Annotated in this window: 20 protein-coding genes; 16 read left to right on the plus strand and 4 right to left on the minus strand. The window is 41.1% G+C overall.

Annotation, left to right across the window (positions count from 1 at the left end):
* Positions 1–3: 3 nt before the first annotated feature.
* From QEP08_RS06455 to QEP08_RS06510, 13 genes are all read left to right on the plus strand, one after another.
* Positions 4–2,733 carry an alpha/beta hydrolase family protein gene (locus QEP08_RS06455; RefSeq protein ID WP_285056666.1) on the plus strand — a complete coding sequence of 910 codons (2,730 nt, stop codon included), beginning with the start codon at positions 4–6 and terminating at the stop codon, positions 2,731–2,733.
* A gap of 19 nt (positions 2,734–2,752) precedes the next feature.
* Positions 2,753–4,006, plus strand: coding sequence for a thioredoxin family protein (locus tag QEP08_RS06460; protein ID WP_285056667.1), 1,254 nt, complete (start codon positions 2,753–2,755; stop codon positions 4,004–4,006).
* Between the two features lie 23 nt (positions 4,007–4,029).
* A complete protein-coding gene (locus QEP08_RS06465) occupies positions 4,030–4,920 on the plus strand; it encodes an alpha/beta hydrolase (RefSeq protein ID WP_285056668.1) in 891 nt (296 codons plus the stop codon).
* Between the two features lie 22 nt (positions 4,921–4,942).
* A complete protein-coding gene (locus tag QEP08_RS06470) occupies positions 4,943–7,339 on the plus strand; it encodes a glycoside hydrolase family 2 protein (protein ID WP_285056669.1) in 2,397 nt (798 codons plus the stop codon).
* Positions 7,340–7,490: 151 nt separating this feature from the next.
* Positions 7,491–7,883 carry a hypothetical protein gene (locus QEP08_RS06475; RefSeq protein ID WP_285056670.1) on the plus strand — a complete coding sequence of 131 codons (393 nt, stop codon included), beginning with the start codon at positions 7,491–7,493 and terminating at the stop codon, positions 7,881–7,883.
* Between the two features lie 269 nt (positions 7,884–8,152).
* Positions 8,153–8,515: a hypothetical protein gene (locus QEP08_RS06480; protein ID WP_285056671.1), complete on the plus strand. Its 363-nt coding sequence runs from the start codon at positions 8,153–8,155 to the stop codon at positions 8,513–8,515.
* Between the two features lie 106 nt (positions 8,516–8,621).
* Positions 8,622–8,873 (plus strand): hypothetical protein, encoded by a 252-nt coding sequence (locus QEP08_RS06485; protein WP_285056672.1) that lies wholly within the window; start codon positions 8,622–8,624, stop codon positions 8,871–8,873.
* 95 nt (positions 8,874–8,968) lie between these two features.
* Complete coding sequence (locus QEP08_RS06490) at positions 8,969–9,316, plus strand: ORF6N domain-containing protein (RefSeq protein ID WP_285056673.1); 348 nt, start codon at positions 8,969–8,971, stop codon at positions 9,314–9,316.
* Positions 9,317–9,565: 249 nt separating this feature from the next.
* A complete protein-coding gene (locus QEP08_RS06495; protein WP_285056674.1) occupies positions 9,566–10,504 on the plus strand; it encodes a DUF6266 family protein in 939 nt (312 codons plus the stop codon).
* Between the two features lie 166 nt (positions 10,505–10,670).
* Entirely contained in the window at positions 10,671–10,934 is a 264-nt protein-coding gene (locus QEP08_RS06500; RefSeq protein WP_285056675.1) for a hypothetical protein, read from the plus strand.
* Positions 10,934–11,215 carry a type II toxin-antitoxin system RelE/ParE family toxin gene (locus QEP08_RS20915; protein ID WP_431844594.1) on the plus strand — a complete coding sequence of 94 codons (282 nt, stop codon included), beginning with the start codon at positions 10,934–10,936 and terminating at the stop codon, positions 11,213–11,215. Before QEP08_RS06500 ends, QEP08_RS20915 begins: the two co-directional genes overlap by 1 nt.
* A 164-nt stretch (positions 11,216–11,379) precedes the next feature.
* Complete coding sequence (locus QEP08_RS06505) at positions 11,380–12,036, plus strand: hypothetical protein (protein WP_285056676.1); 657 nt, start codon at positions 11,380–11,382, stop codon at positions 12,034–12,036.
* 186 nt (positions 12,037–12,222) lie between these two features.
* Positions 12,223–12,759 (plus strand): hypothetical protein, encoded by a 537-nt coding sequence (locus QEP08_RS06510; RefSeq protein ID WP_285056677.1) that lies wholly within the window; start codon positions 12,223–12,225, stop codon positions 12,757–12,759.
* A 152-nt stretch (positions 12,760–12,911) separates the two neighbouring features.
* Here QEP08_RS06510 and QEP08_RS06515 read toward each other — a convergent pair whose 3' ends face one another.
* Both QEP08_RS06515 and QEP08_RS06520 read right to left on the minus strand, forming a co-directional pair.
* Positions 12,912–13,055, minus strand: coding sequence for a hypothetical protein (locus QEP08_RS06515; protein WP_285056678.1), 144 nt, complete (start codon positions 13,053–13,055; stop codon positions 12,912–12,914).
* A gap of 127 nt (positions 13,056–13,182) precedes the next feature.
* Entirely contained in the window at positions 13,183–13,515 is a 333-nt protein-coding gene (locus QEP08_RS06520) for a TfoX/Sxy family protein (protein ID WP_285056679.1), read from the minus strand.
* A 204-nt stretch (positions 13,516–13,719) separates the two neighbouring features.
* Here QEP08_RS06520 and QEP08_RS06525 point away from each other — a divergent pair, with 204 nt between their 5' ends.
* From QEP08_RS06525 to QEP08_RS06535, 3 genes are read left to right on the plus strand one after another with little or no spacing between them, the layout of a single operon-like run.
* Entirely contained in the window at positions 13,720–14,691 is a 972-nt protein-coding gene (locus QEP08_RS06525; RefSeq protein ID WP_285056680.1) for an RpnC/YadD family protein, read from the plus strand.
* Positions 14,692–14,702: 11 nt separating this feature from the next.
* Complete coding sequence (locus QEP08_RS06530) at positions 14,703–14,903, plus strand: hypothetical protein (protein ID WP_285056681.1); 201 nt, start codon at positions 14,703–14,705, stop codon at positions 14,901–14,903.
* Between the two features lie 11 nt (positions 14,904–14,914).
* Positions 14,915–15,115, plus strand: coding sequence for an Rpn/YhgA-type helix-turn-helix domain-containing protein (locus tag QEP08_RS06535; RefSeq protein ID WP_285056682.1), 201 nt, complete (start codon positions 14,915–14,917; stop codon positions 15,113–15,115).
* 155 nt (positions 15,116–15,270) lie between these two features.
* On the opposite strand, the gene QEP08_RS06540 is transcribed toward QEP08_RS06535, so the two are convergent.
* Positions 15,271–16,599 carry a glycoside hydrolase family 99 protein gene (locus tag QEP08_RS06540; RefSeq protein ID WP_285056683.1) on the minus strand — a complete coding sequence of 443 codons (1,329 nt, stop codon included), beginning with the start codon at positions 16,597–16,599 and terminating at the stop codon, positions 15,271–15,273.
* Between the two features lie 67 nt (positions 16,600–16,666).
* Positions 16,667–17,359: a DUF3823 domain-containing protein gene (locus tag QEP08_RS06545; RefSeq protein ID WP_285056684.1), complete on the minus strand. Its 693-nt coding sequence runs from the start codon at positions 17,357–17,359 to the stop codon at positions 16,667–16,669.

Genomic DNA, 17,359 nt, shown 5'->3' on the forward strand with positions numbered 1-17,359 from the left:
GCTATGAAACTTCTTAAAAGCCATTATACGTTTATTTTAACACTTTTATTCGTTTGCTCGGCTACAGCGCAGAAGAAAGTAATTGATGAAACCGCATATCGTAATTGGCCGTCAGTTGGCTATGCTGCGATAACTAATAATGGAAAATATGTATGCTACACGATTGAAAATAAGACTTCAAGCAAAAATGCACTTGTTTTGAAGTCTATAGATAATCGCTGGGAAAAGAATATTAGCGGAGTTATTGGATTTTCTTCCATTAGTAAAGACGGGAAATATGCAGTTTGTCTTAATCAGAAAGATAGTCTTGTCATTGTTACTTTAGGAAAAGATCAGATCAGAAGTTTGCCCAATGTTGCCTCTTTCAGAATGTTTAAGAGTGAAGGGGGAGACTGGATTTTCTATAAATTAACGAATTCTAATAAAGAACTAGGCATTTACAATTTAATTACTGCAAAAGAGCAGATACATCACGGAATTATTGAGTATATATTGGGTGATGACGGTCACACTTTAGTTTTGCAAATAGAGAGAAAAATCAATAAGACGATTTCACAAGAAATAAAGTGGCTTGATTTAAATACAGGGAAATGCGACTTGATTTGGCAGGGTTTGGAGGCTAACAGTATTATCTTAGATAGCGAACATAATCAATTGGCCTTTATAAGTAAAGACTCTTTATTTCATTATAATAGGAATACAGAGAGAACCACCTGTTTAATAAACCAAGAAAACATAGAAATCAAATCAGACTTGACATTAGGAGGAATTGATAGATTTAGTATTAACGGTGACAAACTTTTTATAAAGCTGAGAGAGGAGAGTAAGCCAAAACCTGTTTCAGACGCGGTTGAAATATGGAGTTATCTTGATTATAAATTACAGTCTCAGCAAAAAGAAGAACTTGGATTAAAAAGCTATGCAGCTGTTGTGGATTTAAGTAAACGAAAGATTTTACGCTTGGAACAACAATTTGAGAATGCTCAGTTTAATGATCACCCGAATCAGAGCGATACAATTGGCATAGTTACCTATCAGAAAAGTGATGGCAGAAGTGGCGAAGTTGAGTGGAATCTGGCTGGTCGGATTTCGTATTCTTTAGTTTCTGTCAAGACAGGGAAAAGAACCAAAATTGAATATTCCCCTACAATCTCTCCTAAAGGTAAATTTGCTGTTTATTTTGATATTAAGCGAAAGTGTTTTGTGAGTTACAATATTAAAACTGGAGTGCCCAAAAATATCTCAATGCAAATGATGGAATTTCTGAAAAGAACGTCCATACACAAAGGGATTGAGTGTGGCATTGTGGGCTGGTTAGCGAACGAAGAAGCTGTTCTCTTAAATGACGGTTATGATATATGGAATTTAGATCTGTTAGGTTTGAGACCCCCAATCAACTTAACAAACGGGGTAGGCAGGAAGAGTAATATTGTTTTTTCAATAGTATACGACCATTATAATGACAGAACATTTGAAAGAAAAAATAGATTAATTTTAAGTGCTTTTGACCTTGGATCAAAGAAAAATGGATTTTATTATATAAAGCAACTAGATAAACAAAATGATCCAGAGATTCTGACTATGGAACCTCGTATTTTTATTACCAATAGTGCATATGTGCCTAGTAATGTAGATATGGCCCCTATTAAGGCTAAAAATGCGAATATTTATATTGTCAGAAGAATGAGTGCCTTCGAAGCTCCCAACTTTTTTAGCACAATGGACTTTAAAAGCTTTAAGCGGCTAAGCATTTTACATCCTGAAAAGGAATATAATTGGTATACCACGGAGTTACATAGCTGGAAGTCACTGGATGGGCGAACATTGCAGGGAATTCTATATAAACCGGAGGATTTTAATCCAAATAAGAAATACCCTGTAATCTTTCATTATTATGAAAGGAAATCCGATGGATTAAATGCCTTTATCAAACCAGAGCCATTGTGCGATGGATGTACAATCAACATCCCATCTTATGTAAGCAATGGTTATCTTGTTTTTACCCCTGATATATATTATAATACAGGAAATCCAATGAAGGGCACATTTGATGCGGTAGTATCTGCGGCAGAATATGTAAGAGCTATGCCCTTTGTTAATCCTAGGCAGTTAGGACTCCAGGGGTGCAGTTTTGGTGCAATTCAGACTAATTATTTAATAGCCCATTCCAATCTCTTCGCTGCAGCTTGTTCTTCATCAGGTATAGCAGATTGGGTGAGCAACTATGGGAGAATAGGCATTGGAGGTAGTTCTCTTCAAGGTTTTACAGAAACAGGACAGTTAAGAATGGGCACCACTTTATGGGAATCCCCAGATCGCTATATTAAAACATCTCCTATTTTTTATTTAAACAGGATCGAAACCCCATTGTTGATCATGCATACTAAAAATGATAATATATGTGCATTTGATGATGCTATTGAACTCTTTTCAGGACTCAGGCGTCTTGGGAAAAAGGCCTGGATGCTAGCTTATTCACAAGGAAATCATGGATTACGTGGTGAAGAAGCCAGAGACTTTAGTGTTAGAATGATGCAATTTTTTGATCATTACTTGAGAAATAAAGCAGCACCTGTCTGGATGCTAGACGGCATTCCAGCGTCAAGGAGGGGCCTGGATGATGGTCTTTCTCTAGATGATCGGCAAAGAGTTCCTGGACCCGGTCTGCTTATACCGGAAGAACAAAGAAAAATGGATTCTATAGTGGTAAAAAACAATCACGATAACTTTTAGATACAAAAAAGGGATATATATGAAAAAGACTGTATTGAGTTTGGCTCTAATAGGCCTTACAAGCTTGGCTTTTGCCCAAGAAAAAGGAATTGCATTCGAGAAGGGACTAAATTGGGACCAAACAAAAGCCAAAGCTCGGACAGAGAATAAATACATTTTTGTTGATGTATTTGCTACCTGGTGTGCTCCTTGTAAATGGATGGATAAGAATGTTTTTGATTCAGAAGGATTAGGTAAATACATAAATGACCGATTCATTTCGTTTAAAGTTCAAGGAGATACTTCTATTGAGGACAGTGAACAAACGAAAAAATACTATTCTGAGGCTAAACAGTTAATAAGCAATTTTAAAGTTAGAAGCTATCCTACCTTTTTGTTTTTTTCTCCCAAGGGAGAACTAGTCCATCAGTTTTCAGGTGCTGTTGATGACACTGCATTTATCACAATAGTAAAGGAAGCATTAACCCCAGAAAAGCAATATAGTACTTTACTCAGAAAATTTAATAAGGGACAATTAAGATATGAACAAATGCCCCTACTCGCAAAGACAGCAAAGCAACTTTTGGATACAAATATTGTACACAGAGTAGCTGACTGTTATATAAGTGAATTCCTGTTAAAGTTAAAAGAAACTGAGTTATTCACGGCGGATCACTTAACATTCATAAATGATTTTATTGTGGACACAAAGAGCGAAGGCTTTAAGTTTTTCATGAAGTATACAAAAAAAATCAATGCTGTCTTAGGGGATAATAAAGCGGAATATGCAATAAGATCTACGATTGCCAGAGAATGTTTACCAAGCCCCTCAACTTGGAAAACCACTAAGCCAGACTGGGACTCTTTGCAGAAGGTTATGGAGGAAAACTTCGGGCCATTAGGTAAAGAGGTAATGTTTGGAAATCGAATGATGTATTGTCGGGACGTTAAAGATTGGCAAAATTTTGGAAAATGCTTTGTTCTCTATTTTGAAAAGGCATTAAAGCGTCCGGAATATTTGATTAATAATATTGCATGGACTGTATTCGAACAGGTAACAGATCAAGATGTATTAGAGTACGCTATAAAGGTTATGAGATATGATATTGAAACATGGGATCAGCAGGCTGCTGATGCTTATGATACATATGCCAATCTTTTGTATAAAACTGGTAGGAAAAGTCTTGCAGTTGATTGGGAGGAAAAAGCAGTTAAACTGAAGAAGGGGGCACCGGATGAGAGCATATATAAGGATACTCTGCAGAAAATGCTTAAGGGCGAAAAAACTTGGTAATAGGTTTCTGATAATTGAATGTCATGATAAAAAAACTGATAATACTGATCATTGTAATAATTGCAAATGATACGAGGGCTCAGGAAGTTCTGCCGATTTATGCAGATAGTGTTCCAGGTAGTTTAGTGAAATTAAGAAAGGAAGAACAGCCAACTTTAGAGATCTATCTGCCGGCAAAGGAAAAGTCAATAGGGACAGCTGTGATTGTTTTCCCCGGTGGTGCTTATTCTTTCCTTGCTTATCTGGAAGAAGGTGTACTAATTGCAAAAGCCTTTGCTGAAAAAGGAATTACTGCATTTGTCCTAAAATATAGGTTGCCAAAAAGACAGGCAATGCAAGATAAAAGTTTGGGACCTTTGATGGATGCTCAACAGGCCATTAAGTTGATTAGGTCAAAAGCTGGTGAGTGGGGTATTGACCCTAAAAGGATAGGTGTAATTGGTTACAGCGCAGGAGGACACTTGGCTTCAACACTCGGAACCCACTTTAACAAAAGCTATATCCCAAACCCGGAAAACATCAGCCTCCGTCCTGATTTTATGATTTTGGTCTATCCCGTGATCAGCATGGGAGACAGCCTGACCCATATGGGTTCCAGGATCTCTTTATTGGGGATGGAACCTTCCAAGGAAAAAGAGACCTTGTTTTCCAATGAATTACAGGTAACCAAGGATACCCCGCCCACTTACCTGACACATGCCGGGGATGATGCCCTTGTGGATGTGAACAACAGTATTGTCTTTTACCAGGCCTTGCAGAAGAAGGGCGTGGATGCAGAACTGCACCTGTTCCCCAAGGGGAACCATGGCTTTACGCAGCGCTTGGCTGTGAACGAATGGCTGGACCCTATGCTGCTGTGGCTGGGTAAAGAGGGGTTTTATAACCAGGTCCCGGATAAGAACCAGAAAAACTAAGAGGAAACCATATAAAAACAAAATGAAAGCAAGAATTATACTGCTTATAGCCACCGCTTTGTCCATTTTCCGAACAAATGAAACTGAAGCACAGCAAAAATATCAGATGCAGGAAGTCCCCATCCAAAGCCGCTGGGCCGAACAGGTATCTCCTGAAAACGCCTTGAAAGAATACCCCAGACCACAGATGGTGCGTCTGAACTGGACAAACCTGAATGGGCTATGGGATTACGCGGTCACGCTAAGAAACCAGAGTATGAAAGTGTTATCTGAAGGAAAGATCCTGGTGCCTTATCCAATCGAATCTGCCCTTTCCGGGGTAAAGAAAGCCCTGCTCCCGGAGCAGGAACTGATCTACAAAAGAACAATTGCAAGACCTGATCTTAAAAAAGGTGAGCGGGTGCTCCTGCATTTCGGAGCAGTGGACTATCAATGCTGGATATACATCAATGGCAAAGAAGTCGGATCGCATGCAGGCGGATATTCGGCTTTTAATATCGATATCACCGAAACCCTCACTTCCGGAACAAATGAACTGATGGTAAAAGTCTACGATTCCACAGACAAAGGCAACGGTCCACACGGAAAGCAGGTACTAAGCCCTGCCAACATCTACTACACCCCAACCTCCGGGATCTGGCAAACGGTATGGATGGAAATCGTACCTGCCGCGCATATCGAAAACTTGGTAATGACCCCGGACATTGATAAAGGCATCTTGAACTTAAGAGTAAATGCATCGGCTGATTACAAAATCGAAGCCACAGCCTATGACGGAAAAACCAAGGTCAACGCTGTTTTTGGCAGCGCCGGAACAGACCTTGTCTTACCTGTTAAGAATGCAAAGCTTTGGTCACCCCATGCCCCTTTTCTTTATGACCTGACGGTCAAACTACTAAAGGACGGCAAAGTTGTAGATGAAGTGAAAAGCTATTTCGGAATGCGTAAGATCTCCATAACAAAAGACGCAAAAGGAACAGACCGGATCTTTTTAAACAATAAACCTTATTACAATTTAGGTACACTCGATCAGGGCTTCTGGCCGGAGGGCTTGTATACGGCTCCAACGGACGAGGCCCTTGCCTTTGACATCAAAGCAATCAAAGCCATGGGATTCAATACCATCCGTAAACACATCAAAGTAGAGCCAGCACGCTGGTATTACCATGCCGATAAAATAGGTATGCTGGTGTGGCAGGATTTCGTAAACCCCAATCAAGGTTTACCTGAAGGAAGTAAAGCAGCATTCGAAAAAGAAAGCGCAGCAGAAATGCAACAACTGCACAACTATCCTTCAATTGTCTGCTGGGTGCTGTTCAACGAGAAATGGGGACAATACGACCAGCAGCGCTTAACCAAATGGGTAAAGAAAACTGATCCTTCAAGAATACTGAACGGTCATTCCGGTGAACTCCTGTATGTCAATGAACAGCTCCGTAGCCCTTCACCCAATGCCTATGTATCAGCAGATATGACTGACGTACATGCTTATCCCGATCCGATGATGAGCATTAAGCAATCCGGTAAAGCCCAGGTCTGCGGAGAGTTTGGGGGAATAGGGGTATTTATCCCTGAGCACCAATGGTTGACTGGATCTGCCTGGGGATATATTCAGGAGAAGCCTGCCGGGCTGATGGCCAAGTACAAAATTATGAACCAGCATTTGCAGCTGTTTGAAAAGCAGGGGCTTTCAGGATCGATCTATACCCAGCCTTTCGATGTGGAAGGGGAACAGAACGGGCTGATGACGTATGACCGGGAAGTGGTAAAGATTCCGTTTGCGGAATTGCGTAAGATCCATGCTGCATTAAACCCGGAGATGGGGACTATTCCTATGGTGACGGCTAAGGATGCGGATTTAACAGAGCCTGCATTATTGTATAGCGCGATGCTGGATCAGTATATTTCCGGAAAACGCGATCCTGAATTCTTAAAAAAGATGGCGATGATGGCGACCCAGGCAGGTGATAAACCCGGCGCACAGCTGGCCGGATCTGATTACATTGCCGGTTTGAAAATGCCATTGTCTGACGAGGATATTAATAACGTGACTTCTTTTACCAAGAGCACTAAAGATGCCGGGTTTAAGCTGATGGACGCCAACGCTGATGCCTTTAAGAAAGTAATGGGCGACCGGAAATATACAGTGGCGATGATGAACATGATCCTGAAAGGGGAAATGGAGCCATTGATGAGTGCGGGTGATCAGGTGGACTGGGCTGCTGTTGAAAAGGCGGTTGCACCTTATGGTTTACCGGGAGAAGAAATCCTGCTGCGGGCGAAGACGGTTGGTTTTTACAACAAGCAGGACTGGAAGAATTATGTGCCGGCAGCTTCTGCTTACCTGGAAAAGTTTGGTGCCAATATCCCGGAAAACGAAAAGGTAATGTTCCAAAAAGCGGTTGATGAACATAGATAAAAAGATAGTTAGTTAATAGTTTAGTACAAACAGGGAGTGGTTTCCCGGAGTTTGAATTGCCAAAATAGCGGTGTTGCTTTGGATGAAGAACACTGCTATTTTTTACAGAGAACAGGAACAGAATTTTACATGACGATACAAATAAATAGGAATGAATCTTAAAATATACTTAAAAGACCTGGGTTACTTTAACAGGTACATAACCGCATTGGAGCAGGGCAAGCCCTACGACATCAGGCGGGAGGAAAAACATATCCTGGAGCAGAAAGACATGATAAAGGGTATCCTGGAAGTGCACCTGCTGGCCGATGATACTACTGTTCATTCTTACCTGCTGTTTATGAAATCTGAGTGCTGCAAAATGCTGCAGCGCCTGTACATGCTGGAACTGGGCCTGATAGAGAAGGAAGAGGAGAAATTGAAACAGGGAATGAAGGGTTTCATGCTGGATGTGGGCATTGCCTCATTGCAGGGCCACCTGGAAGACCTGTTCGTGTTTTACACGGAACTGTCCGAGGACAGAATGAGGGAGATGCTGAATTGAAGGAGCTGTAAAAGGGCTTTAAAACCGGCTTAAATTTACTGAATATAGCAGAGAAGCTGTAGTGACATCACTATGGCTTTTTTGTTGCGTAATCATATGATAATGAATAAATTATATTTTAAAATATTGGAAATTACTTAGTGTTTCAAGCTATTTTTTACATAATTTTGTCCTGTAAATTAAACCAGATATGAAAGTAAGAGCGCCTTAAGTAAATCAGTTTTCCCTGCAACATAAACATGAATTACAATTAATTAAAAACTTATTAGATGAATGAAAAATTAACACTCTTGCTCTACCCAAAGCACAACCGGACGGCGTGCCTGGTGATGAAAAATGACAGGCAGCTTTACCGGATCAACCACATGTGGAATTTCCCGGAGTTTGTCGATCAGCTGGAACTGGTCTGTACAAAGATCGGCAAAGGTTTGTATTATGTCCACTGCCTGGATCTTTGTGACAAACGGTCTGGTGACTGGGCGATGGTCTGCAATTTTACCGATCTGGAGGGCACTGTCCGGCTTTGGAACAAAGCGATTGACCCTGATGCTAAGAAGCCAGTATTTTCCTGGAGCGGCACGGTAACAACTTTTCAAAAAGCGGTGGCGAACCTGCTTAAAATGGTCCGCTGATTTTTATCTAAACATCTTCCTCCTCTCTGAGGGATGTTTTTCCTGCCCGTTCTTATCGGGCCGGATGTCCGCCTTTCAGCGGTATTCACATTTAACTTTTTTTTTTATGAAAGCAATCTTGTTAAGGATTGAAAAGCTGCTTATTGCGGTATTGGAAGAAATGGGCAGTATGCACAGTAGTGCCGGTACGCGACAGAAATTGGCCCCGGCAGTGCCTGATGTATGGCTGAATAAGGATGCGGTGATCGACCTGCTGTGTATTACGGAAAGTACTTTTTACCGCCGGATGGCGGAGTGTAACTGGGTAAGGAAAAAGAACGGCAGGGAATGGTATTATTTGAAGAGTTCAGTTATCTGAAAATGTTTGCAAATATTTGATAATTTGTACAAAATATTTCATTTTGGTTAATGTTTGGGGTTTTATGTAGATTTGCTGGCAACAACTAGCTTATTATGACAGACATAAAAAAGACCTTTGAAATAGATGATATGCAATCCAGGATCTTTAACATCCGTGGCAAACAAGTTATGATGGACAGGGACCTGGCAGAGCTATATGGGGTGGAGACAAAGGCATTAAATCAGGCTGTTAGGAGAAATCCTGAAAAATTCCCAGAAAGGTTTTGCTTTCGTCTGGAAGAAAGGGAAAAGGATGGACTGGTAACAAATTGTGACCGGTTTGCTGCACTTAAACATTCATCTTCTTTGCCATACGCTTTTACGGAATCCGGTGTAGCAATCATTGAAGGATTTGGGTATGAAGTGGTTTGCATTTTCGAAGATGGCGCTTTCAGCTTCTGAAATTTTGAAGCGTTTGATATGAGTAAGGATTTGTTGAGATTCCCAAATCCTTCCAAAATCAGGGCTGAGATTCCCAATCCCTCCCAATCCCTTCCATAATGATTTGATGGCTTTGTGCTTGTTTTAAAGCTGTTTATGTTTGTCCTGTCGCTGCTGATGAGCGGTGATGTTTTATGTGATCGGGGCCGGTGCACAGGTCGGGAAAGCGTAAGAGTTAACAGTTTTATTAATCTTTAAATTTTAGAAAAAATGAGTAAGTATTTAAAAGGGATCCTGGGTTCATTTTCAGGATTGGTTGGTAGTGTTGTTGGTGCGACGTGGAATGGGATTGATGTGATGCGGAGCAGGCCGAGGAAGTCCAGTAAGCCGCCTACTTTGGCGCAGATGAAGCAAAGGGATACTTTTGCTTTGATGAGGGGGTTTTCCCGTGAGGTTTCTGATATCATCAGGATTGGTTTTCAGGCGTATCATGTGGGGCAGACGCCGGACAATGCGGCTTTTGGGTTGAACATCGTGAATGCGGTGACGGGGGGGTATCCTTCGATTTCGATTGATTATCCGGAGTTTGTATTGAGCAAGGGTAATTTGCTGGATGCTCCGGAGATCGTTGTGGCGACGACTGTGGATGCGCAGCTGGATTTTAGCTGGCTGAACAATGCGGATGTAGCTGATCCGCTGAATACCAACAGTACAGATAAGGTTGCTTTGGTGGTCAACTGGATCAAGCCTTTATGGTCTGTCATTAACCTCGGGTATCAGGTATTTAAGAACCGAAAAACGCCGCTCAATGCGGCCATTGGGTATCACATGAAGGAAGCTGTGAAAGGTGAGGCTCCGGACTTTGAGATCGAGTTTTCTAAGGCAATTTTTAGTGTGGGTGAGTTGCTGCTGTCTTTAATTACAGAGATGGTAGCCCTGGGCGACGGGATGTTGTGCATCAAATGGAACAACATTGCCGAGAGTGTTTATAATTCTGGCAGCGACCGGGCAATTTTTATCGTATATAACCCTGATAAGCAACAGTTTGTAAGTTTTGTTTATAGTGCATTGCGAGCTGACAGGCAGGCTGTATTGCAACTGCCGGATGGGTTTGCCGGCGATGCGGTTCATTGTTATTTGTTCTTTGCCAGTGAGAAAGGCGATAAGGTGAGTACGAGCCAGTATTTGGGTGAGGTGGTAGTGGTTTAAATGAAGGGCTCTATAAATAGGTATAATTCAAAAAAATTGGATAAAATATCAAAAAAATGATTAATAGTATAAATATTTAATTTATGATTAATGTTTGGTTTTTTTATTTAGCTTTGCGGGGGTACATTATGAGAGTAGGTTTTTTAAACTTAAATTACGAAATTTGATGAAACATCAATTGATTATGCCGTCTTCTATAGACCATTTAAGGAATGCAATAATAGATAAGCTCATGGCTATTTCTAATAAGGATTATTTAGCTGCACTTAATGAGTTAATGGAAAGCGCAGTCGACAATGATATGGCTTCAATAGCAAAAGAGGACTTACCTGCTCATGTTATAGAAGGTATTCAGAGAGGGCAAGACCAGTTAAAAAAAGGATTGGGCAAAACTTCAGAAGAAGTATTTAGAAAATACGGAAATAAGTAATGCAAGTAATCTGGGCTCCTGAAGCAGAGGAGACGTTTGAAGCTATATATATGTATATACTTGAAAATTGGGGTGCCTCAGCTTCCGCTAATTTCATAAAAAAGACAAAAAGATTGCTAAAATCCGTTTCTGCTATGCCGGAGATGTTTCCCGAGACTTCCTATCGCAATGTAAGGAAAGCTGTGATTGTACCGCATTCGAGCTTATTTTATGAGGTACACGAGAAACATATTGGATTATTGTTTTTCTGGGATAATCGGCAAGAACCGATGGTTTTTTAAATAAGACTGTGGGTGTGCTATTTCCGACTAGAAGTCCGTTCCCGTTAACTAGGATAGGAGCTATAGTAGCTGATCAAAAAAACCGGGTACAGTGTACATAAAAGGTAATTTCGATAAAAATAAAAACACTAACTTGTTTAAAGTTCTCTAACCAATAAAAAAGTATGTTAAAGCTCGTATTGTTTTGGATATTATTGTTTAACGCGGTCGCTTATGGCCAATCTAAAGATGATTTAGATAGGCATGTGCAACGCTTAAATTTAGTCTACACACCTGTAAAGGACTATGAAGAAGTAGCTGTCTCTTATCCGGAGGATAACTTTGTTCCCCGTAGCAATAGCGGAATTTTAAATGGATTTATGTATAAGATAAAGCCAATAAAAGATGATGTGATTATTGTTTTTAGTTTCTTTGATACGGATACTGCGGGTAAAAATTTCAGTTCGGCTTATGAATATTCAGAAGACAATCATATAGTGAAAATGAACTATTTGATCGACAATAGAGAACTTTTTCTCGAAGAGGATGGAAAAGTAACTGAATTAAAGAGAGATAGTACTTTTGATTCAGGAAAAGTAAAGCTTTTTGCGGGCAAAGAATTAAAAAAGTATGGGGCCGATGATGCAGGGATTATTGACGTTCCGGTTGACAGACCATATCGCGGAAAATATAATAAACTGAAAGTCTTTTTTATGTATAAGAAAGGTGAAGGCGAAGTTTATAAGTATTATTTTTATAATGACGAGACCTCTATCGATAAATATATAAAGGATACTGAATATGTGCTCACTTTCAAAAATTATTCCGCATTTAACCGTTAGCTGTAGCACAAGATCACTTCTTTGGCCTGTAATAAGGTATGACCTTTTTTCTGTCGCAGTGGCGTAGGTAATCAGGGAACAGGGGGTAGTTTGTATTTATTTACAAAGTTTACATTTTTATTTACAATCCTGATTGCCTGGGTTGAAACTTATCCGGGTAATTTCGCTTAATCAAATTAAAAGGACATGAAAAATAAAAGAAACGTTTTATACAGTCTGACTCTTTTGTTGACTGTAGCAGCTTGTTTAACTGTAGTGGCTCAGCTAAAAGATAACGCTCATCGCGCTGGCTTTTCTGGTGAATGGAAATTAAACAAGTCGAAAAGTGAACTTGCGGGAAGGTTTCCTGTGTGCATATTCGGGGAAGGTGACCGTATGTTTTCTAATACAATGAAAATAACTGAAAATAAAGATTTTCTGACTGTACAGGTAACAAGTTCATCGCCTGAATGGCCGCCGGTTAAAACACAGGAGAAACTGATTTTTGACGGGAAAAAAAGGGAGGCTACTGTTTTCGGCCATCCAAGGGAAGAGTCTACTGCAATGTGGTCAGATAATGGCCAAACGATGATTGTGAACTCTCTTAAATCCTTCTATACAAAAGGTAGCGCACCGGATGTTAAAGTAAAAGAGGTTTGGAAGTTGATCAATGATGGTAACTCGATCGCTGTTCTGGTCAGCGCCGGCGATGATATAAGGAAACTGGTGTATGATAGAATATAGAGGTTGCTGGAAGCAGGATAGCTGAGAAAGGATTTGTTCCAAAGAAGGGGAATAATAAATTTTCCTTATCACTGTTCCCGGTCATTATTTATCCGCTTACTTAATATATTTGCTGTATAGCGGGATGGATAAGAGGTGTCGTAATACTTAAACTACCAGTAATAAAGAATCAGTAATGCTGCCAGTATCAAAATGTATAGCGGCCACTTTTTGAGGTCAAATAACGTATCGTATAATACTTGTTTTTCTGTAATCTGGTTTAACCAGTACTTTGTATCTCTTTCGGGTTTTTTCATGTGCAAATTTTCAGGATGATAACGGGTGTCTTACAGGCAAGTTACTAAATATATTTAATTGATTGACCGTTATCAGACATCAAAATCGAATTTGTAACTCTCCCGGAAATCTAACATAAACTCCCTGTTATTTAGCTTTCTTAGGCTTTTTAGGTTTCGGATCGGGCAGCTCATTGACCGTGACTTTAATCAGGTCGGAAATCCACTGATGGTCTTCCAATTCGTCCTGAATTAAGAAATACGACTTTGCCCCGGGAAACGGCGACGCTAAGTTTGGGTTTCCGATAAATGCCCTGCCTGCCTCGGTTGGTTTGATCAATAACCGGTTGTCGCATACTAAGGCAAAAATTCTTACCCCGGCATATAAGCCGTATTCTCCAAACATTCTTTTATAGGTGATTCCCACAGGGTGATGGATCTGGTCGACGATAAAGTCTATATATTTTTGATCGGTTGCCATTGTGTGGTTATTTGCTGATGTAAATTTATGCAATTTTCCTATGGAATATTCCCTCATTTAAGATTCCCTATTATCAAAATTTTGATTAATGTTTCAAATTATTGAGTTATATTATTGTTTTTTGAAATATAAATTAATCATTATTTAATATTTATTTTGTTATTGTGTATTTTAGGATTTATATTTGGTGAAAATCAGATGTAAATGCTAGAAGAACTGACTGTTGAGGAGCCGATCGTTGAACTGAAGAGAAAGCCCAATTATAAGAAGCAACCTAAACGTGATGATGAATTATGGAAGGGAATTCTTGAAGACGTGTTTGAGGATTTCCTGAGGTTCTTTTTCCCGGATGCCGACGAGATTTTTAATATGGAGGGAAAGTTTAGTTTCATGGATAAGGAATTTAACAGGCTTTTTCCACCGGAGGAGAATGGTGTAGGAGTTCGTTATGTGGACAAACTGGTCAAGGTACATTTGAAAGCGGGTGGAAGCAGGTTTATCCTGGTTCATATCGAGGTTCAGGGGCAAAAAGGAGTTGAAGATCTGGGGTCGAGAATGTTCAGGTATTTTTACAGGGCCAAAGACAAGCACAATGTATCCATTACAGCATTTGCAATCCTGATTGATGAAGTTAAAAGTTATCATCCCAAAATATATAGGGAAGAGTATCTGGGTACCAAGCTCAGCTACGAGTTCAATACTTACAAATTCCTGGATCAGGATGAACAGGAATTGCGAGAAAACCCTAATCCATTTGCAGTGGTCGCTTTGGTGGTATTGCTCGCATTAAAAAATAAAAATGTTGACGATGAGGCTTTAAAACAGATCAAGCTTGATCTGACTAAAGAGCTGATAAAAAGAAAGGTAAGTAAGTCCAAACACATTAAAATTATGGACTTTCTTGCGTATTATGTGAATTTCCAAAATCCAGAAATGATGATTAGATTTGAAGAAGAAGTTGAACAATTAACCGGCAGGACCACACCTATGGGAGTCAGGGAAATATTAATAGATAGAGCTAAAAATGAGGGGCTTGAAAGAGGCCGTCAGGAAGAACGGGCTAAAGCGGAGGATGAGAAGAGAGAATTGGCCCGTGAAATGTTAGCTGATGGGACTCCAATCGATCAGGTTATAAAATATACCCGGCTGTCTAAAGAAGAGATCGAAGCATTGTAGGTTATCTCACAATGGGAGTCAAGGAAATATTACTGGATAGAGCTAAAAATGAGGGGCTTGAAAGAGGCCGTCAGGAAGAACGGGCTAAAGCGGAGGATGAGAAGAGAGAATTGGCATTTGAAATGGCCCGAAATTTTAAAAACCTGGGTATATCTATTGGTGATATCTCCAAGGGAACAGGGTTGAGTCCACAGGAAATTGAAGCATTGTAGGTCATCTCACAATGGGAGTCAAGGAAATATTACTGGATAGAGCTAAAAATGAAGGGCTCGAAAGAGGCCGTCAGGAAGAACGGGCCAAAGTGGAGGATGAGAAAAAAGAATTGGCGCGTGAAATAGCCCGTGAAATGTTAGCTGATGGGACTCCAATCGATCAGGTTATAAAGTATACTCGGATGTCTAAAGAAGAGATAGAATCATTATAAGTCATCTTAAATTTTGACCGCCGTCACACTGTACTCGAGAAAACCGGAGATCTCCCAGCGGCAAAAATTTTTCTGCAGGCGCTGGAGGAGACTCCGGGGAATTATCTCGCCTATGACGGGCTGATGGTTTATGAATTATTGTGCTGAGTGAGGTATTACCTGACTGGCTTAACGGCGCTGTAGCTTCCTTGTCCGTGAAACCAATTGGTGGCCTGGCCGGTAAGCCATAAATAATAGTCTGATTGCAGATTGTTTTCGATCCCGGTAAACTTGCCTGCACCGTTGAGCGGAACTTCATTTTCCCGGAGGGATTTAAATATGGCCGTTCCTTCATCGATTTCGTCAAACATAGCCACATAAAGTGATTTTGCCCCGGATACCTTTGCGCCGGCAACCTGCTTCCACAGGAAATTGCCCTGATCCCTTGGTATGGAGTTGTACAGTGAGGGATCTTTTCTCAGGTTGCCCCATGTAAAGCCCGGGAAGACCAGCGGGACATAATCTATCTTGTTGTTCTTTGCCCATTGAACATCCCCTGCAAGGACTGTTCCTGCTACCTGGGCATAGTTGTCTGAGCCATAACGTCCGACTGCCCATGGCATAATGATGTCTGACTGTTTAATCACATCGTGCAAAAGCTGGGAGTTTTCAGTATCGTTGTTCAGTGTACGCCAGAAATAGGGAACTCCAAGCATTACCGAAACTTTCTTTTCTGGCCCTTTGACCCTGTTGAGTACCTGCTGGACATCTGCGATGGTATATTTTCGGTTGTCGTTGAAGCCAACACCCCAGATGGTGAGGAGTGGTTTTTTGTTGTGCCTGATGTAGGTTGGATTTTCGACATTATCGAACAGCTTAAATTGTGCCTGTATTTCTGCCCAGTCACTCTCAAGAGCGGCCATGTCTGCACTGGTGCAGCCGCTAAGGTCGTACATCACGCCAATGGCCCTGCTGTATTTTTTTGCAGCTTTTAGTGCGTTTGCAAGGACTTTGTTGAAATGCCGCTTGCCCTGAGGATTTGAATTTTTGATTTCTACTACAAAACGCTGCATAAATACCCCGTCAAGTCCGTAGTCTTTCATCCATTTGAAGTGCAGGTCGACGCTTTCCTCATCGTACGGGCTGTATAAATAGGCCTGGTCGCCATTTGCAAAGTTAAATGGGCTGGGGTACTTTTTAGTGTATTCTGCCATGTCAGGCCAGAAGTCGACAGCAGCGCAACCTGGCTGAAATCCGCAGTCATTGCGGTAGTGATACCAGCCCCGGCCGGAATCGTCTCCTTCGGCCGCAAACCAGCCCTGGTAGCCTGCCATGACAAGGTTTGTATAGGAGGTGTACAGGCAGCCGGTTTCGTCATAAACGGCCTCTTTGACCTCAGGTTTTGGGTTCACCACCTCTGGCTCCGGACTTGGGTTTTTACTTTTTGAGCAGGAGAGGACTGTTATAGTCAAAAGTAACAGGGATAATTTCTGGAGGTTCATCATGTAGTCGTGTTATTTGTAATGCAGTTCCCTTCCGATTGAGAAGGGAACTGCAGAAGTGGATGGATTGTTATATTCCGATGCGGACTGCGGCAGCATAATTGAGTTTGGCTTCCGGCGCATCCATTAGCGCGCCGATACGGAAATAGTATTGATTTCCTGGCTTAAGGATGCTGTTGTTTGAAGGCAAGTCAATCTCGAGCGTATATACTTCTGCCGGATCAGAGACTGCGTTTAGTTCACGCTCCGCGGCAACCTGTCTCATGGGTTCGCCCACCCTTGAATCGACATGTGCATAGAGCCCGATCTTCTTGATGTTGTTGATCAGGTTTTGCTGAAGTTTGAACGTTGCGATGATCTTCGTGCCGGTTTTTACGATGTTCGCTTCTTTAATCCGGATGTAAGGGATCACTTCAAAATCAAGTTTCGCTTGTCCGCTGATCTTAAAGTCCTGTGGATCCACAGCAATGAAATTACCCCTTACAGGTTGAATGGTGTAGGTATTTGCAAATAGCATGCTGTTTTCGTAGGTGCCGTCATTTTTGACAAGTAGGAACTGTGACGATACCGGGTCATAGCCGTGCTCTTTGATTTCAATCTGGGTTCCACGGATAATATCCTGCTGTACCAGCTCTTTGGTTTCTGCATCTATGAACCTTCCGGAGAGCCCTGCAGCTGGTTTCTCAAAGTTGTCCAGCTTGCAGGCGGAGAGGGCGGAAAGCGCGAGGATGCTATATAAAACTAATATTCTGTTCTTATTCAT

This window comes from Pedobacter ginsengisoli (assembly GCF_030244015.1).
Lineage (GTDB): Bacteria > Bacteroidota > Bacteroidia > Sphingobacteriales > Sphingobacteriaceae > Pedobacter > Pedobacter ginsengisoli.